22 protein-coding genes and 1 pseudogene are annotated in these 24,207 nt (G+C 43.6%); 3 read left to right on the top strand and 20 right to left on the bottom strand.

Annotated features, from left to right (window positions below; genetic code table 11):
* Positions 1–25: 25 nt before the first annotated feature.
* The 12 genes from Xmir_RS08305 to Xmir_RS08250 form a co-directional block, all read right to left on the bottom strand.
* Positions 26–2,917, bottom strand: a complete 2,892-nt coding sequence (locus Xmir_RS08305; RefSeq protein WP_099113920.1) for a hypothetical protein — start codon at positions 2,915–2,917, stop codon at positions 26–28.
* Positions 2,910–5,096: a baseplate J/gp47 family protein gene (locus tag Xmir_RS08300; RefSeq protein WP_099113919.1), complete on the bottom strand. Its 2,187-nt coding sequence runs from the start codon at positions 5,094–5,096 to the stop codon at positions 2,910–2,912. The genes Xmir_RS08305 and Xmir_RS08300 overlap by 8 nt, the downstream gene beginning before the upstream one ends.
* A 94-nt stretch (positions 5,097–5,190) precedes the next feature.
* Positions 5,191–5,616 (bottom strand): hypothetical protein, encoded by a 426-nt coding sequence (locus tag Xmir_RS08295; protein WP_099113918.1) that lies wholly within the window; start codon positions 5,614–5,616, stop codon positions 5,191–5,193.
* Positions 5,613–6,035, bottom strand: coding sequence for a GPW/gp25 family protein (locus Xmir_RS08290; RefSeq protein ID WP_099113917.1), 423 nt, complete (start codon positions 6,033–6,035; stop codon positions 5,613–5,615). Before Xmir_RS08290 ends, Xmir_RS08295 begins: the two co-directional genes overlap by 4 nt.
* Positions 6,036–6,045: 10 nt before the next feature.
* Positions 6,046–7,731 carry a phage baseplate assembly protein V gene (locus Xmir_RS08285; RefSeq protein WP_099113916.1) on the bottom strand — a complete coding sequence of 562 codons (1,686 nt, stop codon included), beginning with the start codon at positions 7,729–7,731 and terminating at the stop codon, positions 6,046–6,048.
* On the bottom strand, positions 7,728–8,417 hold the full coding sequence (locus tag Xmir_RS08280) for a CIS tube protein (RefSeq protein ID WP_099113915.1): 690 nt from the start codon (positions 8,415–8,417) through the stop codon (positions 7,728–7,730). Before Xmir_RS08280 ends, Xmir_RS08285 begins: the two co-directional genes overlap by 4 nt.
* On the bottom strand, positions 8,414–8,626 hold the full coding sequence (locus Xmir_RS08275) for a DUF5908 family protein (RefSeq protein ID WP_099113914.1): 213 nt from the start codon (positions 8,624–8,626) through the stop codon (positions 8,414–8,416). Before Xmir_RS08275 ends, Xmir_RS08280 begins: the two co-directional genes overlap by 4 nt.
* Positions 8,623–9,081, bottom strand: coding sequence for a phage tail protein (locus Xmir_RS08270; protein WP_099113913.1), 459 nt, complete (start codon positions 9,079–9,081; stop codon positions 8,623–8,625). The genes Xmir_RS08275 and Xmir_RS08270 overlap by 4 nt, the downstream gene beginning before the upstream one ends.
* A 15-nt stretch (positions 9,082–9,096) precedes the next feature.
* Positions 9,097–10,299 (bottom strand): phage tail sheath family protein, encoded by a 1,203-nt coding sequence (locus tag Xmir_RS08265; RefSeq protein ID WP_167385956.1) that lies wholly within the window; start codon positions 10,297–10,299, stop codon positions 9,097–9,099.
* A gap of 67 nt (positions 10,300–10,366) precedes the next feature.
* Complete coding sequence (locus Xmir_RS08260) at positions 10,367–11,791, bottom strand: phage tail sheath family protein (RefSeq protein ID WP_099113911.1); 1,425 nt, start codon at positions 11,789–11,791, stop codon at positions 10,367–10,369.
* 25 nt (positions 11,792–11,816) lie between these two features.
* Positions 11,817–12,884, bottom strand: a complete 1,068-nt coding sequence (locus Xmir_RS08255) for a phage tail sheath family protein (RefSeq protein ID WP_099113910.1) — start codon at positions 12,882–12,884, stop codon at positions 11,817–11,819.
* A gap of 39 nt (positions 12,885–12,923) precedes the next feature.
* Complete coding sequence (locus tag Xmir_RS08250; RefSeq protein ID WP_099113909.1) at positions 12,924–13,373, bottom strand: phage tail protein; 450 nt, start codon at positions 13,371–13,373, stop codon at positions 12,924–12,926.
* Between the two features lie 380 nt (positions 13,374–13,753).
* Here Xmir_RS08250 and Xmir_RS08245 point away from each other — a divergent pair, with 380 nt between their 5' ends.
* A complete protein-coding gene (locus Xmir_RS08245) occupies positions 13,754–14,173 on the top strand; it encodes a hypothetical protein (RefSeq protein ID WP_208620404.1) in 420 nt (139 codons plus the stop codon).
* Positions 14,174–14,531: 358 nt separating this feature from the next.
* Here the strand turns inward: Xmir_RS08245 and Xmir_RS08240 are convergent, their stop codons facing one another.
* From Xmir_RS08240 to Xmir_RS08200, 7 genes are all read right to left on the bottom strand, one after another.
* Positions 14,532–14,795, bottom strand: a complete 264-nt coding sequence (locus Xmir_RS08240; RefSeq protein ID WP_099113908.1) for a PAAR domain-containing protein — start codon at positions 14,793–14,795, stop codon at positions 14,532–14,534.
* Positions 14,796–14,831: 36 nt separating this feature from the next.
* Positions 14,832–15,587, bottom strand: a complete 756-nt coding sequence (locus Xmir_RS28125; protein ID WP_244170896.1) for a hypothetical protein — start codon at positions 15,585–15,587, stop codon at positions 14,832–14,834.
* 100 nt (positions 15,588–15,687) lie between these two features.
* Positions 15,688–16,236, bottom strand: coding sequence for a hypothetical protein (locus Xmir_RS08225; RefSeq protein ID WP_099113906.1), 549 nt, complete (start codon positions 16,234–16,236; stop codon positions 15,688–15,690).
* Between the two features lie 77 nt (positions 16,237–16,313).
* Positions 16,314–17,711, bottom strand: a complete 1,398-nt coding sequence (locus Xmir_RS28120; RefSeq protein ID WP_244170895.1) for a hypothetical protein — start codon at positions 17,709–17,711, stop codon at positions 16,314–16,316.
* Positions 17,712–17,716: 5 nt separating this feature from the next.
* Complete coding sequence (locus Xmir_RS08210; protein WP_099113904.1) at positions 17,717–18,208, bottom strand: DUF4123 domain-containing protein; 492 nt, start codon at positions 18,206–18,208, stop codon at positions 17,717–17,719.
* Positions 18,208–20,220, bottom strand: coding sequence for a type VI secretion system tip protein TssI/VgrG (gene tssI, locus Xmir_RS08205; protein ID WP_099113903.1), 2,013 nt, complete (start codon positions 20,218–20,220; stop codon positions 18,208–18,210). The genes Xmir_RS08210 and tssI overlap by 1 nt, the downstream gene beginning before the upstream one ends.
* A 35-nt stretch (positions 20,221–20,255) precedes the next feature.
* Positions 20,256–22,043 (bottom strand): type VI secretion system baseplate subunit TssF, encoded by a 1,788-nt coding sequence (locus Xmir_RS08200; RefSeq protein WP_099113902.1) that lies wholly within the window; start codon positions 22,041–22,043, stop codon positions 20,256–20,258.
* Between the two features lie 910 nt (positions 22,044–22,953).
* Here Xmir_RS08200 and Xmir_RS28115 point away from each other — a divergent pair.
* On the top strand, positions 22,954–23,235 hold the full coding sequence (locus Xmir_RS28115; RefSeq protein WP_099113901.1) for a PAAR domain-containing protein: 282 nt from the start codon (positions 22,954–22,956) through the stop codon (positions 23,233–23,235).
* 51 nt (positions 23,236–23,286) lie between these two features.
* Here Xmir_RS28115 and Xmir_RS08190 read toward each other — a convergent pair whose 3' ends face one another.
* Positions 23,287–23,583: a hypothetical protein gene (locus Xmir_RS08190; protein WP_167385953.1), complete on the bottom strand. Its 297-nt coding sequence runs from the start codon at positions 23,581–23,583 to the stop codon at positions 23,287–23,289.
* Between Xmir_RS08190 and Xmir_RS08185 the strand changes: the two are divergent.
* Positions 23,537–23,713 (top strand): annotated as a pseudogene (locus tag Xmir_RS08185) (Tn3 family transposase); the annotation flags it as partial. The gene Xmir_RS08190 and the pseudogene Xmir_RS08185 overlap by 47 nt on opposite strands.
* Positions 23,714–24,207 lie beyond the last annotated feature (494 nt).

The following is a 24,207-nucleotide window of genomic DNA, read 5'->3' as shown; positions in this document are numbered from 1 at the left end:
TTGTGATGGGTAGTTGCTTGTTTTTTTATTCGTTCTCTTTCGGAACATAGAATAATTCGTTCTGGATTATTTTATTGGTATTCCATTGGTCATTATTTTTACCAACAACTTCCTCTCTTTGGTTTGGTGTAGCAATCCGCATTGTTCCTATGCCTTTTAGAGAAGAAGGTAATTTACCCAATGTCAGGTTTTCCAGAATAGAATAAGCGGCATCTCCTAATGGGGTACCATTATTCTGCCAACGCTGATAAGTATTGCCGAAATTTAAAAAGGGTTCCCGATCCATCCAATGAATAATCATGGAAATATGAGCAGGGAATTCAGTAAGAATTGTTTCTTTAACCCACTCTTCTAATTTATAGGGATCAACACCAGGTACTTTAATTAAATCACTGTTTACCACTACGCTAATAACAAATGAGAAACGATCTGTTTTTTCATATTCCTCACCGGAAAAATGCCAACTATACCGCCATGCTTCTTCTGGGGCAGGGAACGTCAATGTCGAATTACCCTGACGTTCAATAATCAAAGTGCCCTTAATGCGATCAAAGCTGACAACTTTTGCATACAGTTTTTCTGATTCATCAGCATATTCCTGTGTTACTCCGACTAGCCCTAAATTCTTGGTCAGGGTAATTTCATTGCCTACCGCAATCAGGGACGGGAAAGGAGTTTGTGCTGTGCGGGTCAGGCGCCGCTGGTTGTCAGGCAATGGGCTGTCATTTTGGGATTGATCGCTGTCGTAGGCCAGACGGTAATTCATATCTTCCATCCAGACTACGCTATTTTGCCAGCGCAATTTTTTTGCTTTGGCTGCTGCCATCACTCGTTCCAGATTGTATTCCAGTTGAGAGCTATTACCCACATCCAGCCAAAACTGATCCCCCTCAGCTTTGACTATCATTTGACCACGTACTGTAAATCGGGTCTTGCCCTGTTCGCCTTCATAGAGAACTAAATTGATCACCTGCCCCTGTGTCAGTTTGCCATCAATACCGGCTTGCTTAATCACCACATAATGTTGACCCGTTTGGGCGTCTTTCTCTTCTGTCACTGAATCAGGCTGTTGCTCTTTATCAAACTGGCTGTTGGGCTTGATGGGCAGCAATGCCCGGTGTTCCACCAGATAAAAAGGCAGTTGGCTCAGGTCAGGTTCCGGTTTGAATAGCTCATTGCCTAACCCCATGCGGGCAGCAATGCGCTTTTGTAGTGACGAGACTTGATCAATCCGAATATTGGCACGGTGATAAGTTAATGTCGGTTGTTGAGCCAGATAGCCTTGTTGCACGGCGCGAAAATCATCAATGGGGGTGGTAAAGGTACGCGGCGCTCGCTGGGTGCCAAAGTATCCGAGCAGATAATTGACGATATCCAATTCGTGATCGCTGTCGAGTGCAATCTCTTTTAGTAGCTCCTTTAGTGCCGAAGCATAATTTTGGTGGGCGTCATCATTGACAGAATCCGGCTTAAACGGCCATTGATCGCCCCAGACTTCATATCCCTCACGCTTAAAAGCCAATAATTTCGGCAGCATGGCAATTTGCTGACAACCGCAAGCTAACAGTTGTTCAAAAGGCAGCATAAACTGATGGAGTGACCGCAGACGTTGGGCATGTTCACTTTCAGATAAGGGCTGCTGTAACTCATAGCACGCGGGCAAGGTATTGCTGACGGGATAGTAACGACCCACATTGCGATGCTGACCATAAGCCAATACCACGGGTTTATTCTGAATCAGGGGAGAATTGGGTAAACTGTCCCGAATTTGTTGTTCACTCACTGTGACGCTGATCCCACCTTTGGCGATCACCCGCAGTGGGCCATCGTGTTGTGCCAATTGATGGAGCGGATCTTTACCCCACAGGCGAGGGTAGTAGCCTTCTTTAATTGACCATGACCAACTATCCTCTTTAATCGGTTCAATCAAAGTCTTGTCAAAGCTGTCATCCAGACGCAGGCGATTGACATTCTGAATGCCCTTAATCTCAAGCAGTTTATTAACCAGCCGGCTAAGGTTGAGGATGATCGGCTTGGTATAATCACGGGCTGTCTGCAATTCAGGGATCCAGCCATGTTTTAATTGTGGTCCTTCAAAGATTTCATCATTGCGCATTCCTGCATCTTGCAGCGTTTCAGTATGGTAACGCTGTGCCTCAGGCATCAGATACTGTTCTGCTGTGCTATAGACGGCAGCAAAAATACCCGCGATATCTTGTACATCGTCATCCAGTTCAATATCCAGTAATAGCGGAAAATCAACCGGTTCTGACCAGATAATCTGGCTGACCGATTCACCAATATTGCGGTTCTGCGTCAAAAAATCTTTCAGTTGTTGATCGGCAGTCGTCAGATTCTCCTGTGTACGACGGGTTGGTTCCAGATAGAGCCAGTAATTTCCCCGTAGCGTAAACTTTTTTGCCTCTTTACGCTCGACAAAGCTATATTCCCTTTTGGTGGCATCATACCAATAGGCATAGCGTTGCGTTTCCGGTTCACGTACCAGTTGCACGTTACGGAACAGAAAATCCCCTTTATCCTGTTCTGATTCTGATGCCTCTTCTGCCCAGTCACTGCTATGCAGATCCAACAATGCCTTCCGATAATCATCGGTGGTGATTGGCCCACAAGTCAGTGTATTGTGGGGGCCAAATTCAGCGGGAAAAATTCCGTCTTGCTGTTTCTGCTGATTGGGCGCAGGAGTCAATAAGTCTGTTAAGGGAAGGGTATGACGGTAAGCCAAATCTGACACGCCATAGCTGAGCCCTTCCAGAAAAGTGATTCCGGGATCGTGTTCTGCCGTGTCACTCCAAAGTTTTCCTGCTTGTTGCTCAACCACCTGATGAGCCTGCTCCAGCAAGGTATCAAAGTGAATATCGTCTTTCACGCTGTGAAACAGTGCATCTTGATTATTCATGGTTATCCCCTTGGCATTGCAGCATATCGTCTGCCTCCCAGACTAAAATAAGCACCTCATTATCTTTGGCTTCCACCGATGCAGTGATATCACTGCCTTTAGCTGCATCTGATCGACGCAGTGTCAGACAGGTGACCCGCTCAACCAGCGGTTGCTGCTGAATGGTCGCCAGAAACTGGTAATAATTAATGCTGTTATTCAGCATAACGGGGCGCTGCTCATCGACGCTCCAGGGCATATATGTCTTACTGAGTTGCTGCCGTAGCTGGCGATAACCAAAATCTTCGTTAACGTCAGGCTTAAAAATCACCTTGTAATTGATTTTCACACAAACATATGTTGGGTTTTTGATCTTAATCTCAGCCCAGGGAGAACCTTTTTGCTTTAACCAGTCAGCCATCTCTTGCAAGCGTGCCGGATTCAGCACCGGACGCAAAGGATCATCGCTGTCGTTGTATCGGTTAGCCGGAATGATCGTCAGTTGTTGTTTCTCCAATGCAGGTACTCGGGTAAGTTCATCATTGCCGGGATACTTAACATCAAAGATGCTGACATAACGCTCTTTTAACAGTGTCGCCATATTGCCCCAGGTTAAGGCTCGGTTACGGTGGGAAAGATGCTGTGCTCCCCGTTCAAAAAAGGCGCTGTTGGATTCCGCTACACGTCCATTCCATGATGGCCAAGGCTGGTTGATTGAAGCCACCACCATGATAGGTTCCACTGGGCGTTGAATAGTGCCTGTCGGTAAAGGTGTCAAAAAATGGCTGTTGCTGATGCTGTTGGCATTGACCAATGTTGCTGTTATGGCGTTATAGATCAGTCCGCATAACCAAGGGGTTTTCCCCCATGAGCCTGCGTATGTGGGGATAACCACGACGGCCTTTAACCAATAGCGCTCCGTTGGCATCTGTGTTGCTTGATTGACAGCATCCGCAGGCAGGACAACCTGCCAAGTGCCATCTTGATACAGATGTTCGGTTTTATCATTGACCCACGCATCCAATGCAGCCCATTGATTCTTTTCTTTCAGGTAATACCAGAAAACGTTTTCGGGTTGCTGTGGCGATTTTAATTTCCAATATAGCGATAAGGTTTGTCCCGGCTCGACGTCAGTGATACCAAGATATAAAGCGGGATCTTCTTCCAATGGCTCAATCTCAGGGCTATAACCAAAGGGGGTTAGGTGATATGTCTCGTATGAGGCTTTATCTACTGTTTTTTCTTGTACCTTGAGCTCTGTTACCGTAGGCAGTGGCTGGCTGTCTTTGCCCTGTAGCCTGAGGACTGGCTGGCTGAAAGCCAGATTATCCAAATCCTCCGGGGCACTGATTGCTGGTTCTTTATCTGAAAGTTCTAGTGTGATTTCTTTTGTATTCACTTTGAGTGTCAAGGTTAGCCACTGATTACCGCTGCTGATCTGAGCCACCAGATTTTGGCTACTCATGTCTTTATCAAAGGTAACTGTTATCTTTCTTGTCCCTTCTTCCATTGCCAGTTGTGCAGAGGTGATCAACAGTCCGCCCAGTACAGGTTTATCTAAATCAGTTTCACTGAATAACCGTATTCCATCAGATGGCAATGATAACTGTGCCTGAGAATCCCACGGTGTCGCGGTAACCCATTGTTGGTTTTCTTTTTTACGTAGCCAGCGCAAATCACTGATATAACCACGGTTCGCCAATAAACTGGCGTCCAGCGCATATTGCAAAGCATTTCCTTGTTCATCTTGCCCGGCTTCAAATAAGGTGCCTTTAGTGAGCAATTGCTCTGTGACTGTGGTATTCAGTTCTACAGATAAAGCAACTTGATCGGGTTGGGCTGAATGAGGAGATAATCCCAAAAGCGCCCGATAATAGAGATCGCGATGAGCTGCTGGTAAGGTATTCAATAAAGATATTGGGGTTTCCAATAATCGCAATACTGCCAATAGAAAAGCCTGATGAGGTAATAATTCCCCATTGGCTTCAATTTCCCCTTGATATAATTCGGCAAGTTTTTCTGGCGTATTATTCGCCATAAAGAAAAAATCATTCCAATGATTATTTTCCTGATTGAAGGGAATTATTTGGGTGTACGTCTCAATATATTGGAGTAATTGCAAACTGGTGCGATTATCTAATTTAAAATCGCTCATCGGCACCAAGTTTGACAATTTATTATTTAACTCAGTTAATTCCATAATATCACCTGTGTGGCACAGTGATTACTCTGTGAATAAATGATTATTCACACCATTTAATTTCTATTTAATGCCGCTTAATTCAGCCAATACCTTAATTTACGGTGGCAAAGTTTTGTTGGGTAATAAAACTCCCCTTTCCCGATGAAGGTGTCATCACATCCGGTTGAGGGGGAGTCACCGTATTATTCATGGCGGGTGATTCAGGCGTAAACAGCGCCGTGAATTTCTGCCCCTTGATAATTAAAGCCGCTCCACTGGTACACTGAAGTGCCTGCTGGCTGGTATCCAACGCACTGATGGTAATGGTTCCTGTTCCCGGCGTAGCGTGTGTTGCGGTGAAATAGGTGGCTGGAATCCTGACCTGTTTTTCATTCCCCAGAATGCAAACTTTCTTTCCGCTCACTTGTGCATGTCCTGTGCCACTGATTTTAGCTGGGCTGGAAGGTGTTACCTGCCGATTTCCAAAGCTGGGATCAAACAGTAAAGCATCTCCATCTACCACAATGGCTTCACTCATACCACCTCCATTCCCCGGCCTTCACTCAGCGCCAGTGTTCCCTGAATTTGCTGATTGATATCACTTCCCCGCAGGCGATACATAACCTGCACTTGCAAGGTACTCTTATTATTTGGCGCCTGACGAACCTGGATATCGGTAATATCTGCCCGTGATTCATAGCGTAATACACTGTCATGAATATGGGATTCAATTTCAGCAAACAGTTCATTGCGGATATTTTCAAACATAAAATCATGTAATCCGCAGCCATAATTTTCACGCATCAGGCGTTCCCCCGGCTCAGTGCTGAACAGAATGTGCAAACTTTGGCGTACATCTTCCGCCCCTTCCGCCATTTCCACCCCCTTTTCAAGGGAAAAGGCGGGAGGAAAAGCCCAGCCACGACCATAGAATTGTGTCAGTATTTGGTTTTCCATTGTTCACCTTTCACTGGGTAAGATTAATTTTGCTGCCTTTGATCTCAACACTGTTCTTGCCAGAAATATTAAGTGATTTATCCATTTCGGCATTCATTGTCTGCGCTTTCAGTGTCAAATCTTTTTTCGCTGATAGAGAAATATCCTGCTCCATTTGGGCATTTATTGTTTGTGCTTTCAGTGTGAATTCTTTTTTCGTTGACAGTGAAATATCTTTATCCTGCTGGAGCGTTATTTGGTTTTCTCCCGCACTTATTTGAATGATTTTCTCTTTGCGATTAATCATGATTTGTTGTTGAGTTTCTCCTTTTTTCACCACCAGAACTTTTTCTTGATTATCTTGGGTAGGTTCCAAAGGCGCTTTATTTTTCGGGTTGTGCATGGCACCCAGAATCACCGGATAACGTGGGTCATTTTCAAAAAAGCCGACAATCACTTCGTCACCGGGTTCTGGATAAAAACAGAAACCGCTTTCGTGGCTGGCGTAAGGTTTCCCCAATCGGGCCCACAAGAATTCATTCGGACGATTCAATACCGGCAGAATAATCGGAATGCGGTTCAGGGCGGCTTTGTCCTGCTGATACTTCGCGACTGTTGCAATATGGAGTTCGGTGGCATCAGGTAACATTGGCAGGGAGTCCTGTTGTAAACCAATGCCCAACGTGGTTTCCCAATCAATTCGTCGGTTAAAACGATGGCGAACCGCAGTAATGCTTGCCGTTCCATCCAATTGGGAAGCGAATCCCGTCAGTTGAATGTTGTCCCCTAACTGATAACGTCCATTACCTTTAAGCAGGAACTCACCTGTGACACCAGAGATGCGCTGATTCAGCAATAGCCCTTGTGCCAGATAGCCACTCTCTTGGGTGGTTAACGGGCTGCTGTAGCGAATGTCCCAACTCGTTTTATTTAAAGATGCCAGTCTGTCAGGGGAGAGGGCGGCTTTGCCCACGGCAACACTGCCGTAGCGACCGCCGGATAATTCCTGCTGCTTACTGATATCCCAGCCACTGACTTCCAGCGAGGCAGGATTAAGATGGTTATCAAACTGCCAACTGGCATCTTTGACGATGATATCTTTTTTCTCGTCCCCACGGCTTTTCAGAGTATGGGTTGGGTTGGATTTCAGGGCGTCAGGCTGGACAAGGTGAACGCCTTCTGTCGTGGGTAACAGCCATATGCCAGTTGCTGATAGCCGACACAACAAAAAACGCCAGTCTGAACAGCGAAACTGCACCATCTGCTCATGTTTTTGATCTAATGCGGCTATCCGTTCAAAGCGAGCCTTGATACCGGCTTGATTCAACAAGGTATTTAAGATGGTTTTTTCGTTACTGGCCTTAAACAGTTGTGAATGCTGAGTATCTGCCATCAATTGCAACCGATGCTTGACGACCAAGGTGAGCAATAATTGCTTGTTTTTGATCTTCAATGAATTACGGGTAATCAGGCCGTTAAACAGCACTGATTTTTTGCCGTCATCGGTCAATTCCAGACGCAGGGTTTTTCCTGCCTGACAATGGGCCAGTTCAGCCTGTACATCTGTTTGGCTGAATGAGGAAAGTGGCCTGTCTGGCAGGCTGAGTTTCAGCGTCGCAGAAGGAATACTGTTAACGCGGTAATAGGTGTCCACATCGACAGCGGCCAACAGGGACAGCGCTTTACCATCTGCAATGATTTTCAGTTGGCGGCTCATGAGTTGTCTCCTCGGGTGGCCTGCAATATTTCACCCGGTACAAATCCGTTGAGATTATCCAGCCCGTTTTGCCAGGCCAGCGTCAGGTAATCGACGCCACCAGACAGCGTTGATGCTGTGCTGGCCGCCATCAGGGCCAGTGAAACACCATCCTGTACCCGTAATGCAATTTTTGCCGGGGATTTCAGGTTTTGCTCTGTCTCCTGCAAGACCAGACTTTCATCTGCTACCAATGTCAGAATGACCCGCGCCCGCAAAGGCGTGGCATCACGATCAAACAAGGTGTAATTCACAGACAGGCCTTTCGTTCTGCCGGCAAAATAGCCGCGGCTTTCCCAACGCATTTTTCCCCATTTAATTTGCAGGAATCGCGTTTCATTACTGGTGGCATCCACGCTGCACAATTGTTTGAGTTGCATGAGCTGAGCTTCAATGGGGGTTTTGTTGCCCGGCATTGTGGCATCAAAAATCAACTCAAGGGATAACCCAGCCGGCTTGGCCTGTACATAAATGCTGCTTTGTTTTTCGCTATTAATAGCTTGGGATTGTTGGTAATCCGTTTGGTAATCCAGTTGCAGGGAATCAGGGTTATACATGGCCTGAACAGTGCCTGCCCGTATTTTTCCTTCCCTGTCTTTATAGGCATTAATGGTCAGCTTTGCTAAACCACGTTCAATCAAACTCATGGACGCCACCCTTCCTCATCGCGTAATGCCGCCAGCACTTCGCGTTTAATTTTCTCAACCCAAATAGCCTCATCCAGACTTTCCTGAATCAAAGAATGGCCTTGCTGATCTGAGCCGGTCGTTTGTGTTGGTGAAACTAGTGTTTGTGAAACTGATGTTGGTGAAACCACTTTTGCCTGAATGATTAATTCTCTGATTTCGACGGTCATACTTTGACTCCCAGCCAGCACATATCCTGATAGCGCAGTTCAAGGGTATTCACCAAAATGGCGTTACTGTTCGCATCAAAGTCGCTGGTTTGCCAGCGTACCAGTAAGGCATTGCTCAGTGTCCAACTGGACAAGGGCAGTGAGTTTTCGTTTAACAGCATAATCACCACATCCGCATAGGCGATTTTTTCTCCACGCAATACACGGTCAAACATTAAGGTCAAAGGAGAAACCGTCATTACGCCGCGCTCCAGCGTTAATGTGCCGTGTTGGATCTTTTCAGCCAGATAGTTATTGCGGGCATTTTCACCGCCTTGACTGTGCTGGGTGACCTGAAGTTCCCGGCTTAGGCCGGAAATGCGCTGAAAACGGATATCCAGTGGATTAGGAATGCCATTAAAAATAAAACTCGCCATAAAACGGTGGGAGACCACGGGAGTATAATAATCGTTCATTGTGCTCTTTCCTTTTTAAGACAGAAGCGTTCCCGTTTGGGTATCAAATACCAAACTGATCTCGATAAACTCAGCGGGAGACAATACGGCCAAGGCGACTTTCATGATCATTTTCCCGGCACGGATATCCTCTTCGGTCATCGTTTCATTTACCCCTAACAGCACAGTAAACGCTTCATCTTCCCGTGAGCCGTACAAGCCACCCTGTAACCAGAGCTGTCGCAGCCAGTTGTAACTTTGTCCCTTGCATTTCATCCACGTCAGTTCGTTATTAGGTTCAAAGAGGTACATACGCGCCAATTGCGCCAAATGAACGGTGACATAAGAAACCAAGCGTCGCGTTTGCAGGTAACGCCATGATGTATCATCTGTGTCTTCCAGCGTGCGGCATCCCCATACGCGTATGCCTTTGCCGGGGAAAGTGCGGATCACATTGAGGGAAGTCCCATTGGTGTTAAACAATGCACTTCCTTGAAGATACGACTTAACCGGCCGGATAACCTGAGACAGGGCAATATTGGCTGGCGCTTTCCACATCCCGATTTCGCTATCTGTGCGCTGGATGACTGCTGCGATGGCGGCAGTGGGGGAGAGCACGATATCTTTTTTGCTGGATACATCCTGATAAGTGGTTTCTAGACGGGGCCAATAGGCCGCTCCCCATTGGCGATATTTTGATGAGAGATCCTTCAAACATTGCTGAGCCTGTTCAACTTCATCTGGTGCATCCAGCAGTACAAAGAGATTAGGACGGAGCTGGCTCAGTTGCAGTAATGTCTCCCAGCTTTCAGACCATAAATTGACTAAGGTGTGTTGATCATCGATGACACTGTCATTCAGTCGGGCAATATCCGGTGCCAAAATCAGGGTAATCTGTGTTTCCCCACTAATGGCTTCTTTCACTGCATCAGAGCTTAATTTTGCCATCAGCGTTTCGGCTTCCGCTTGGGTGATACTTGCTGAGGGCATATTGCCTTGCAGTGGTAAAACAAAAGCCTGTTGCCCGCCATTATCGAAATAGTGCCTGATTGCCAATGCCATCAAATGATGGTCGCCAAATAGCCGGGTATATTCCGCCAGATTGTTGATAGGAACCGCGGTTTCTGTTTGCTGTTTGATGGTATAGCCAATAAATACGGGCACTGCGCTGGCTATCTCTTGCTGGCCCATAGCGGTGATATGTTCTGTTAAGGTGACACCCGGTTGAATTCTTTCCATCATCATCTCCTTTATTTTGGTGAGATAGGCACTGTTAATCACAGTGCCTGGTGTTTAATCACGGAGATTACTGAGCGACATCCTGCGTAAATTGCAGAACGATAAATTCAGCCGGTCGCACTGCGGCCAGACCGATTTTCATGATCATTTTGCCTTGTTTGATATCCGCATCAGACATGGTGATATCCTGACCAATATGGACAAAATAAGCCTCTTCCGGGCTGTTCCCCATCAGGGCATTTTTTTGCCAAAGAGCATAAAGATATTGGTCAACGGCGGCTTTGGCGCGCATCCAGGTCGGTTGATTATTAGTTTCAAATAACACGGCACGCAGTGCCTGGCGGATATCGCGTTCAACGGAATTGAACAGACGACGGACAGGAATGTAGCGCCAGTGGGTATCGTTGACATCTGTACAAGTACGGGCTCCCCAAACCATCAAACCACGGCCTGTAAATGAACGGATGACATTGATGCCCTTGTCATTCATGACACCTTGTCGATCATCATCGACTTTATCAGTCAGTCCTTTGATGCCGGTAAGTGCAATGTTAGCGGGGGCTTTCCAGACACCACGCTGGTTATCTGTTTGGCAATAAATTCCGGCAATGGCGGTACTGGGTGGAAGAGTGATTTGACGTTGTTGCTCCTGCTGCAATCTGGCATCAATATTCTGCGCCAGCGTTTCATTTTTTTTCCTGAGCTCATCCAGATTTTTCAGTTTATTCTTGCCTGATTCATCCTCATATCCACTGATAATAATGTCCTGATCGTCGGGTAAGGCAGACAGTGTCAGGTTGGTTTCCAACTGAGGATAATAGGCGGCAATCTTGGTGCGAGTTCCCGAACTAGGTATCGATTCACCATCGTGGCTATCTGCAATCATAAAATAGCCCACTTTGTTATCATTCAGCAGTGAGCTGACTGCATCATAAACTCTGTTTTTGTAATCCCAATCTGCTTCCGGGCAAACCAGCAGAGTGATATCCCCTTTTTGTTCGATTAATTCAGGAATGGCTGCCAGAGTTTTCTCGTTAGTGACATCATTTAATGGGTAGATATAACAAGATCCGCCCCCATTTTGAAAATAGAGTTTCAAGGCTTCTACGGCTAGAGACTGATTGATTTTCTCAATCGTGTGAATCCATTTTTTTGGCTCTTCTTTAGCAGCAGATAAAGCCTGAACTTTGGGCGTTTCTTTGGCTTCACTCTCTTTCTTTTCTACTTTTTCTTTTTCGGCCTCTTTTGACTCACCACTAGAAGAGGGTTCAGGACTCGATTTGATGACAATTTCTGTCATTGGCACCAAAGAAAAAGTGGAAGTAAATTCAAGCCAGTTGCTGATACGAATACAGGCTTGGGTTGGTTCCGCAGTTTTTGGGGTGAACTTACCGATAAAAACAGGCACGGCGGTGGGACTGTTGCTGACAGACAATGCAAGGGACGCATCTTCTTCAATATAAACGCCGGGCGTTTTTAGATTAGCTGGCATGATAATTCCTTATCAATCAATGTGATTAACGCTGTTCTACATCTTGCGTAAATTGGAGGATGATAAATTCCGCCGGTCGAACCGCTGCCAGACCGATTTTTACTATCATCTGTCCTTGATTAATCTGTTCCGGTGTCATCGTAATCCCCTTGCCGATCTGCACAAAATAGGCTTCTTCTTCTTTGCTGCCGGCCAATCCTCCTTGTTGCCACAGGCTATGAAGGTAATTGCTGATTGCCGCTCTGACACGTTCCCAAGTTGGCTGGCTGTTAGGTTCAAACATGGCAAAGCTCATGGCGCGCTTAACATCCCGCTCGACGGTATTAAACAGGCGACGCACGGGGACATAGCGCCAGTTGTCACTATTTTCCAGTGTTCTTGCTCCCCAAACGGTGGCACCAGTATTGCTGAAATTCCGAATCATATTGATGGCATGATCGGAGTTATATGCGCTCTGCAATTCATCCGTAACCAAAAATGCAGGTTCCAGTCCGCCTTTTAATGCGATATTGGCAGGAGCTTTCCACACGCCACGGGAGAGATCGACGGAAGCATAAACCCCTGCGATAACCGCGCTCGGTGGGATGGTGATTTTTGCCCAATCCGCTTTCAGCCACGGGTAGTAAACTGCGGCGAACGCTGTAGCGTCATACTGGCCCTTGATTGTTTCTGCATTCGTGATAGTCAACGCTTCTTCCGGGCCATCAAAAATGGCAAATAATCCTTTTCCCGGCTGACACAAAGTTGCCGCTGCTGTTTTGATATCTTCGCCCGCAGCAACCAATAAAGTGACATCATCTAAGGTTGGAATGAGTTTTTCTAAACTTGGGGTTTGGATGAGATAACAATAACCCCCGCCATTGGTAAAATAAGCCCGAAGAGAAACTGACAATTTATCTTTATTGTTAAAATCGCCCACCAGATTCAGATAATCCATCCAGGAATTAATTCGATGGGCCGTATTTTCATCAATATATTTATTTTCTTTATTCACTGCAAAAACAGGAACAGCGGTGGCACTATTTGATACGGATAACGCCAGGCTGTTTAATTCTTCAATATAAACGCCAGGATAACTGGTCATGGTTGTCATAAGAAATTTCCTTATATGAAATGATTAACTATCAATGCTTCAAATAGCCTGCATGGTCACGCGATCAGCTGTCAGGGTAATTTCTTGAACGGCAATATCATTGCTGGTGGCATCAAAGGAAGGTGAAGTCAATGAAGTAGGGAACGCATTAGCGACATTCCAGGTCATCAATAATTCGGTGCCTGCGTCATTGGTTAAGCTAATGGTAATATCTTTTTTCTCTACTTGATTAAGCTGGATAGAATTAATCCAATCAAACAATTCAGTTTTGCCGGGAAAAACACCTTTACGCAGGGTAATATTAATTGGCTGGCGCTGCCCCGGCATTTTGAACCAATTACCGACACCATCACGATATTCAATGGTTTCATAATTAATATCGAGTCCTGAAACACTATTAAATGGAATGTGTTCATCTCCGACAGAAACAACGAAACGATAAGAAGGAATAGGATATTCAGCAGCGATTTGAGATGTGCTTGTAGACATAATAGCCTCTTTTAAAATGAAAATGGTTATGATTGATTTCAATTAAAATAAGATGCAGGACAATATATTTGGACAAAGCTACCGCCACAAAATGACAGGTATATCATTCTGAAAATATTTTTATGCGGCTATATCATACGTACATCAAGAATCATCGTGCCGAAAAAACGATAATCAGTACATTGCCAATAATGCAAATTGCTTTTTATGCAATTTCATTTTTCTGTAATAAAAATAAATTTGTCAGTTACGGCCGAATAATAATGGCTATGTATTAAAAATAATTTGGTGGATAAGATGTAAGGTATTAATAGTGAAAACAGGATTTAATAAAAAACACGATTAAAGTGATTAAGTCTTATAGCTGTAGATGGTGAGTCATGTGTCCGACGATATCTGCTTCCAAAAGTGCTCGGATTTACCGCAATCTTGCTCTTCCTTACAGGCTACGGGCGGTTTCGTTCACCATCGGAGAGCTGGCGACTCATATCACGGGCGGGGATAAAGAAGCGTGTCATGCTGCGATAAAGCAAAGTTTCAATGACTGGTTAGCTGATTTTGGTATCGGGAACCGGGAAAAGTATCAGGTTGTCACCCGTACCCGTGATTTTATCCAGAAATACGGGCTTTCACGCTTTCAGCCTTACACCTACGGCAGACCCAACTGCGATATCGATAAAGCACACGTCATGAGAATTAATGATCTTGCCGGGTATCTGGTGCATAACCGCCTGATGATGGACAGGTGGAATACCTCATTATTCCCAGTATATTTGAAGGAAAATGTCAACTTTATTTAGGACGGGACAGTGATTAAAAAAATAAAGTGATATTGTGACAGTGTAGGTTATCCCGAAAAATATTTTTCTCTGGCAGGTAATAATTAATTGAATTTAAAAGAATTAAAAATAGTGACGTCATATCACGGGATAGGCTGGGATAACGTGGAATAGGGTAACAATATGAAATATATAATAAATAAATCACTTATCCCGTTATCCCGTGAAATATTTATATAGCGATATAAAAATGGATTTTTTGGCAAGTGTTCTTTCGGCTCTCCGTTCTAGCAGGTTAATGTATTAGCCTGCTAGAACGGAGAAGACAAGCGTAACGCGTCAGCATCGTCTTAAATAGACTGGAATAATTGGCTCCTCATTAAGCGAGAAACTTTTTCTGGCTGGCAATCAGTGTTGCCCCGCAAGCTGTGCTCATACCTTCCAAGGCAATCTGTTTGCCCTGATACTTTAAAGTCTCACTTCCTTCCACTATCGGAAATGTATCTTCACATTTTGGGCAAGCAACTAAATCACCTTTGCCAGCAATAGGGACTCCCTGATAAACATAACCATCAATAGCGGTGATCACTTTCCCACCGTGATCAGTCGTATCGTTTAAGCGGATAACGGCTTTATTTGACATATTTATCTCCTCGTAATCAGTTACAATATCTCTATGTTATTGAAGAAATGTTTTCAAATAATCTTTGACTTGTTTTTCCATTTCTATGATTAGTGAATCAGTGTCGAAATAATATTGTTTGAACAATTTCTTATTTAAATGAGGCAAGAAAATATCCTGATCGAATTCATACCCTAATAAAAACATTGTTAGTGTTAAAAATGCCGAATTATTGGCATTTTCTATGCCATACTGATTCGATTTTTCAACACCAAACTGGATGGATTTCTTGATGTCATCCTGTTTTATATATTTATATTTTTGTGGATACAGGGAATTCAATAATTCATCCATATTGCTTTCATAGGTATTCCATTGAACATTTAAGCGTTCAATATTGATATTTTGAAATTTACGCATGCTGGTTTTAAGGTGCTCATCTTGTTCGCCATGTACTTCATTCAAATATCGAGTTACTTTATGATAAAGCAGACTTGTTTTTTCTAATTGCCCAAGATGGGAATGATTATCAAGGATTGTTTTTATCCATGTGTATTGCGGGTCAGTCTGAAATTCCGTACCAAATAAAATAAACATATCAATATAAAGCTGAACAGCACCGCGTTGATCAAATCCGTCGCTTTTTGCTTTTTCTACTGCGTTTTCCAGCGCGGTTCTTAAGCCATCTTTACCTAATTTTATTTCAAGATAGTGATAAGATTCATTGCAATGTGCTGCTAATTCATCAATATAAGCATTGAATGAATGTTTTTTTAGTATATTCCATTGATCTTCATTAAGTTCTATCGTCATATTTATGATATCTCCGATCATAATAGTTAGCACTATAGCTGCTGGTGAAATATATTTTTCATTGTATTGAAAATCCAGCAACTATAGTTTTTAAAATTTATTATTTATATGAATCAATCTTTCCTGCGAGGTAATCTCTGTATGTCAAAAAATCCCTATTAGCTTTATGCCATCCACCTTCTTTGTAAATCCCACCAAGTGAACTATACAAATAACTTCCATTACATATTTCTCTTATCATTTTAACTTCATATTTATTGCTATTATACAAAAATGAAATAAGGAATATATCCTGTTCTGGTTTCAATGATTTCTGATTAAACTGACTATATATGTATTCATAGCTCGTTTTATTTTCCATTAAATCAGAAAATTTCAAAACATCCATATTTTTTAACTCCTGTAATTCAGGGAAGCTATTTGATGACTTGTCAATTGCAAACTGTAATTCTGTCGTTACATATACAGTATTTAAATTTTCAATAGGAGGGAATTTTTTATTAATCAGGAAGAAATCATTGACTTTAATATATTGAGATGTTGTCAACCACATACTAGCATCAAACCATGTTTTTTTAGACGGAAAGTCTATAGAGTTTTCATCATACACTGAAACATTAACTGCCATCTGATATTTTTGCGTATTCATATAATAAGCTCCAGATAAAACTGAAATTAAAACTATTAAAATAAATATTACTATGAGTAATTTTCGTTTACATAACCTCATGTGTTCCACTCCATAGGTTTATAATTTTGCAGACCAACTTTCAATCCTTCTGGAGTTTTTGCTGTGCCAGGTAAGTGCCAAGAACCATTTGGAGCAATAGGTCCGCCACCATTATTTTCATTATCCCCTCTTTCTTTCAAATCTCGATTACGGTTTTGCATTATGTCATAATCTTTAGGTTTCTCTGGCGGTTTTGAATTTTTATTGCCTTTTGCTTTCTCTTTTTTATAAACTTCAATATCAGCTAAATATTTACTTATCACTTTCCCATAATTTTCCGCATCTTTAATTTCCTTTCCCGTCCCATAGGCTATGGTATAAATAGATCGCTTCTCAAATGCTTTGACTTCAACATCCCAGGTATTCGCCATTTGTTGTGCCGGGCTTTTATCCTGCCCCGCATCCTTTCCTGTAAAATCCCCTCCAGACTCTGAAATTCCCGCACGGCAAGCGTAGGTTGTTATTTTAGCGTCAAAATCAAATATTGATTCATAGACCTTTTTAATCTCCTCTGGTCCAAAAAGCCCTTCCTCGACATCCTCTCCCTGATAATGAAAAGTGGCATAATTAATAATGCCATGACAAAAAAACACCATCTCTTTAATAAGTCTTTTCTTTTCCTTCCTTTGATTCAAAAAATCGATAAGCCCTTGTTTATTTTTCACATAGACAATGCGACTTCCTAACGCTTTAGTATATTGATTAATTATATCAATATCCTTTTGCGTATATCCCTGCTGAAAGACCACCATAATACGTTGCACAGAAAGGTCGCCTTGACTTGCTTTAGGAAAAAGCTGCAACTGATGTAACCCACAATTAATAAAACGGTATTGATTTCCCAGTGACTCTTTGAAAAATGACTCTAGCTGAGCTGTTCTCTTAACTGATCCCAGACTTGCTTCCCAAGGCGCTGTTCTAGCGCCCGCCACGGTAATATAATCATAACCGCTGATATACGGTTTCTCGGTGGTTGGGTCATTGGTATTCGTAATCAGGCTAATTTTTCTTTCTTCAAGTTCTTTCAGTGAGCCAAAGTTCCCCTTCCTTCTTTCATAACTTTTAGCCAGCTTGCCGACCAGTACGGTGATTTCTTCGGGCTGCCGGGTCATGATACGGTCGGTTTCTCCTGCTCCATTTGTCTTTCCGAACCCTCTGGCGGGGATGGAGATATAGGCATAAGGCACATTACTCACGTTAACCTGATTATCAATTGGCAGTAATTTTAGCTGATGGCTGAATTTTTGATTACATTTCACGCCCGGATCACCGACTTTTCCCGAACAGTTAGGAACGCTAGTGGGATGGGTAACTTTACTTTTTTCCTTCTCAATACTTTTGGAGGCTTTGTTTTTCAAATCTGAGAAGACTGAAGCGATACTGTTTTTGTCCATAGCTATTATTTTCCTTTCACAACGTGATGATTGTTATCAAGTTGATATCCCCACTCTTCGATATCTTTTGTGAATTCAGTCAACTGTTCTGGCGTAAAAATATCTGGAATTTGATGCAGAACGCGGGGATCGTAAAAACGTAATAACGCCGTTTTACCTGTCTTTAATCGGATATTTAAATATGCTTCAAGATGGCGGGTCAGTTTGTCCAATGACAGTGTTGAATACAACCATGAAACAGCAGGAGCTGCGCTTTCCAGCCGTAAGAATTTTTCTTCCCATTCTGGGGCGTGGCACATATCAAACAACCACGGCCCAGCAAAGGCGATTTCCGCATCCGGGAATTGCCGGAACAGCGGATTATTCGTCCCCTCAAGATAAGTCAATTCGTCATCAAAGCACCGCTCGTACTGTAAACCGTCTACCAACGCATATAACTTCATTTCCGGGTAGGTTTCCCGGTATTTTGCCCATTTTTCCTTTAAGGTGGTCATCATTATTCTCCCCTCATGACCATCACTGACCCCGTTGATGCCGCTTCCATTAAGCAGGACAGGCAAATTTTTTCCGGTGGTGGGGTAACCATTTTTTCTGCCTGAGCCACATTAATGGGTGACAGTTTATCCAGTATATCCGGCAACTTGCCGCCCCAGCCTGAGCCATTGCCCGGTGCGCCACTGCCAAAGTTAATAGCCGCGCTGCTAGTGATCCCGCCAGCATCAATTTTCAGAAAATGTCCTGCTGCCTGAATGGTCAGTTCAGACCCCGCATCAATCACAACTTTAGCGCCGGAACTCAGATGAATTTCATTGCCACTTTGTGTAAGCAGAGCATCGTCTGCCTTGATATGGAGTTTTTGCCCGGTTGACAGAGAAATGTCATTGTTTGCCTGTACACGGTATTCATTATCAACGCGTAAATGCGCATCATTTTTAATATGATGTGTGCGGTTATGGCCAATATTGCTGGTTTCGTCATTGAGTACTTGGCTTTTCATATCTTTTTGCGCATGAATAAACACTTCCTCACTGCCTTTGGCATCCTCAAAGCGCAATTCATTAAAGCCTTCCCCTTTATGGGTTTTGGTCTTAAATGTGGTGCGGGTCTTGGCGGCCGGTAAATCCAGTGGGGGACGGTTCAGGCCGTTATAAACGCAGCCGGTGACTATCGGGCGGTCAATATCGCCGTTGAGATAAGAAACAATCACTTCCTGCCCGATACGCGGTATCGCCATAAAACCAAAACCGTTACCGTTCCAGCCCTGAGCAACACGAACCCAACAGGAGGCGCTGTCATCGGCTTTATCATAGCGATTCCAATGAAAGTGCACTTTAATCGCGCCGTCTTTGTTGACGAAAATTTCTTCCCCTTCCGGCCCGACAACGGTCGCACTTTCATCACCGTCTGCCTGTGGTTTGTAATGAAAAGGAGGCCGCCAGTCAGCATAACCATCAATAAAGCTGAAATCGTTACTCAGTGTTGTGCCTTCGCCGCCATTGTCTCCCAGTGCCTGTGGGCAGCGGCCATGATGACTGATCCCGACAATCTGCCAACGGGTATTGAGCGGAGCATGGGGATGATTTTCGATTTCGAAGATTTTACCCGGCATCAGTTTGATGCAGTTACTGTTTCCGCTTCCACTTTGAGTCTGGTTTTTCAACACTTCGTGCCGATATTTGACGAAGGGTTTGCCTTCGGCCTCCCGCTGAAAACGGCCATAACTCTCGTAAATGGTATATGGCGTCAGCGTGCCCATTGCCTGATATTCAGGGCTGCTCTCCAGTTGATATACCTGAGAAAGCGGCCTGTCCGGGTTGTAATCCCGGTGGATGCTGCGCTTTGGGGCCATCCCCACGCCAAGGCGTACCTGATAAATCACATCCTGTCCGTGGGCGGTGTCCGGTTGTGGCTGGTATTGCAAAGGCAGGTTGGCCGTCATCCCGAGATGGCTGTCACTGAAAAACAATTGCTCATCCTCAAACCAGAAACTGATGCCTTCTTCCGCTGCCAGACGGCAGAAAAAAGCGTAATCCGATTCTCGCTTCTGGGTAGTGTATTCCCGGTTCTGATGCGGATCTTCCAGTTGGGAATCTGCGCGAACTTTATGTTTTTTCAGCAACAAGTTCATGATATCCGGCACACTCTGGCGGTGATAAATATGACTGTCCTGATTGAGCGTCAGCCGCCAGAGGTGCGGGCGCACGGTGAAGGTATACCGAGTTTTATTGCCATCGGTGCCGCACCAGTCGGCATGGGAAATGATGCCGGTGATTCTGCGTTGCTCCGTTTCACCGTGGAAGACCTGTAATACGGCGTCCTGCATCAACAGTGCGGTTAAATCAATATCTGGCTTCGGTTTGAAGGGGTTGTCAGGCAGGGACTGAACCAGCGTCAGGTTCAGGGTAAAAAGGTCAGAAAGCCCTTCCCGCAGGGTAAAATCAGCCACAGCAAAGGTATTTTCGGGTAAGCTCCCTATACGGCAAAGAAAACGTAATCCACTTTTTAGCATTATTTCTCCTGATTTTTCTGTTTCCGTTAATAGCATTACATTTCACTGCGTAGTCCAAGCCTTTGGCGAAACGGCCATAACATCGCCTTCTCATCCCGCCGATAAATTTCTAACATGATGTAATTATCCCGAACGACAAAGCACGCCAGCAATTGGTCAATCATCCGGCAGAATTGATACATGATACCGTCATTTTCATAACACGCCGGATCAAGGTAGATGTGCAAGATGTAGCCATTAATCACTCGTCCCTGACCCGATGGGGTGTTGTCAAGGCGGCTTTTCGGCTGAGCGTCAACACGGACAATTCCATTGATATGCTGCTGCATCCGGCGGCTGAGGGCGCGATCATGCCCGGCATAACAATCATACAAACGCAGAAAATCTTTCAGTGATTCGGCATGAAAAAGCAAAAATGGCGGACAGTTTAAGAGGTTGATCAGCGACCAATCCGATTTTCCCATTACCATTGGCGGAAAATCGGGGGAAACCGATGTAATATTGCTTGCGTATAAATGGGCGGGCACCGATTCTTGTGTGAGCGTAATGTCACCGATAGCCAGCTTCATGGCCTGCACATGGTAGCCAGTAAAGTGAGCACGCACCGCCTGAGGTGGCAGGGTATTCGCGGCTTTTCCATCCATCCCGAAAAAGTGTATCTGATTATGGAGACGCCCCAGTAAATCGTCGGTTATCAGCGCTTGAAAATAGACGTTATCGGGGTCACCGACATCCAGTAGCCAGTCACTTTTGGCGTGAAACCGATCAATTGGTAGGTAATGACACGGTTTGCCCCGCGGGGCGTTTCCCTTCGCGGCTTTCTCGCCGGGCTGCTTCGCGGTTTGGATGCTTTGCATACGGAAAAGTCGCTCTGTGTCTGCCAGCGGTAGCGGATAACACGAATTATCGGGAGTGAGTGAAATAGGTTGGCTAATCATCGGCATCAGGTGCACCGCCGGGACACAACCCAACTGGAAGGCATCGCCCAAATTATCTATCGGCAGCTCCCCACGCAGACGGATAACCAGCTCACAGGTGCCATCCGGGTTTAACGCTAAATCCCGTTGTTCATTAATATCTAATGTCATGAAATTGAATACATGAGGCAGGCAGTAATATTCGGTCATCTGTTGTAGGCGATCGAAAGGTAATACTTCAGTAGGCAATAGGGTTTGCTGAAGATTCTCACTCCAGCCCAGAAAATCACTGCCTTTGAGTCTTTTTTCGTCCTCTGTTGTGTGCCAGTAGCAGTACTCAATGTGCATATCCAACCACAAACTTAATTGTGCTGCCCGGTGTGGATCGGTACCCAAAAAGAAGTGCAGCTTTCCGCCTGACCAGACTGCCGGTGTATTTCCTGTCCGGTGCAGCGTCAGCACAATATCGCTGTATTCGCGTGTTTTTTGGATCTGTTTATCCAGCAATACAAACGGCTCGATATGCAAGGGGCGGCAAGTGTGAAACGGTAAACTCTGTTCCTCTTGTGCTGCGGTTATCGGTGTGCCCTGAGGAATATTTATCACCCCTTGATGAATGCCCTGATGGGGTGTGAATTGAATGATCGTTGTCGGTGGTACGGGGCGTAAGGTGTGAGGCCAGATGCGTCCGAGCATTTCATGGGAAACTTCGGGACAAGTATCATCAATTTTGCTGAGTAGGTTTGAAGACAGAAGCGAAAAACCTTCCAGTAAACGCTGAATATCCGGGTCATTGGGATGATCCAGAAACTCGGCTAAATGCGGATTTTCGGCTGCGGCTAACTTCATCTTTTCGCGCAGATAGGCCAGCTCTTGTAGGTATAGCGATTCCTTCCGATTTTTCATGTTTCTCTTCCATACAGAGGCATTTAAATTATTAACTTATCGGTATTTAATTGAAAATATTTATGAATAATAAAGAAAATATCGTTTCTTTGTTTATGGCGCGGAATTATACGTTAATTTAATTAATAAATTTGGTTTTTTGTCTCAATTTAAGCAACATTTAAAAATACAGGCTCAGCAACCATTTGACCTTATCCGACTCAATCGTTAACATCTTTCTTATACCTTAATGATCTTACCACTTGCAAAGAGCGCTTTCAGGTGGCTAAACAAAACTCCCACAGCCTGAAAGGGAGAGCAAGAATTGTGGTACATTTGCGCACCTTTGGAAGCAGGTATCGCCAGTATGAATAATCCTAGTTTGTTCGGCGATGAAGGTCTCTTAAACTAAGAAATACCTCAGAAAGGTGTTTTTGTATTGTCACTTGAGTGTATGAACGTTGAATCACACACTTATTTTTCATATCAGCATCAAACCCTATTTTCATTTGTCTTTTTCCTAATTGGATTGAGCTACGCCCTGATCTCATTTCACGTCATATGCACAGGGTGGCTTTCGAGCATCCCGTTTATACTTCTGACTACCTCTGTTTTAAATATTCAGTGGATAGATTTTCTACACCCAGACAATTAGCTCATAACTATCGTTTAACACTTACGTAATCGAATTATTTGATATTGCTGTGGGCACATCATTAAGTATAGCTGGTGCTCTCACTGCAAAAAGAGTTAAGTCACTCAGCCGTGATAACGACCCATTTTTACACCACGGTAAATTAGTTTACTTTTATGCTCTCCCTGATTCGGAGTCAAAACTTTATTTACTTCCGAAATTAAATGAAAAAACCAGAAAAGAAACTAAAAATAGTCTTACAACGTTACTCTGAGAAACGATAATAAGAGGCTAATAATGAAAGTAATATTCAGATTATTAACAATATTACCACTTACCCTATGTTTAACAGGATGTGAATTCATATCCAATACTATTTCAAGTTACTGGAAAACTTATAAAGATAAGTCTGAATCATTTTTACCACCTGAAAAAAAATCAATGGATCACTGTGGAAAAGTGATTACTGCTGTGGGTGGTTATACTTATAAAGGTATTCCCGTTACTGGAGAGGCGGATTTAGTCGAATGCCCCAAATGCGAGGGGGAGTTCCTATTGTCGGGGGTAGCGAGAATTTAAAAACCAAAGGAAAATCTATCTAAAAATTGCGCCTGTTTGACAACAATCGGTTTAATCAACCATTTCGAGCATTCTTTCATTAATCTGTGATTCCTGTTCGATAATATCGTAGTGATCACAAGGCAGAGGAATAATGGACAAATGTTGGCAGGTTTGCCCTATATGGTTATCACTGGCATACATAGCCTCTTCCATCATTTCCTGCTGAGTGAATTGGGCATGGAATTTCGGCAGTCGGGTGGCTTTGAACATGATGACCTGGCTATATTGCAAGCGTTGGGAAAGCTCACCAAGTCCCCCATCGTCGGAAGTAGCATCAATGATCGAGGGTGTGATCCACCATTGCACGGAGATGGAGATTGATCGACAGTACGTTGATCCACTCGGTCAGAGCACAATAGCTTTTGCTTTCTGCGGATTGCTCGGATTCCAGTTATTGCCACGTCTCAAAGCGATCCACTCCCAGAAATTATATCGAATTAATAGAATTAATGAATGTATATTTCTAATATTATGGTCATTTTGTTTATTAAATTAATCCCATCAGTTTAAAATTCTGATTATTTATAAATATTGGCTTTAGGTTGGGATTCCATGTCACTCGTTTCGCTATCAATGGAAATGAAATATATATTTAAATAAATAATTAGCCATATTATTTTTTTATTTTGATATTATTTATCAAGGGTATTAAATTCAATGAATTTTCATATTCATAATGTTTTTCTATTATTGCAAAGGAATGTGTACAAAAATTAGTATTCATTCTAAATTGTTTCATTTAGTTATTAAATATAATTATCGTTTACATTTACATTAGTTATGCAATTTGATTATTATAAAATAATATGTAGTAAAGTTAGTTTATTTTTTATATGGGTAAATATACATGTGTTTACTATAAGGTGATGATAAATAATATCTTAATTTGGTTTTCCTTGTTCCTTGGTTGTTAGGGATTATATATTTTCA

It is taken from the genome of Xenorhabdus miraniensis, assembly GCF_002632615.1.
This window is presented reverse-complemented; position numbering and strand designations above follow the sequence as displayed.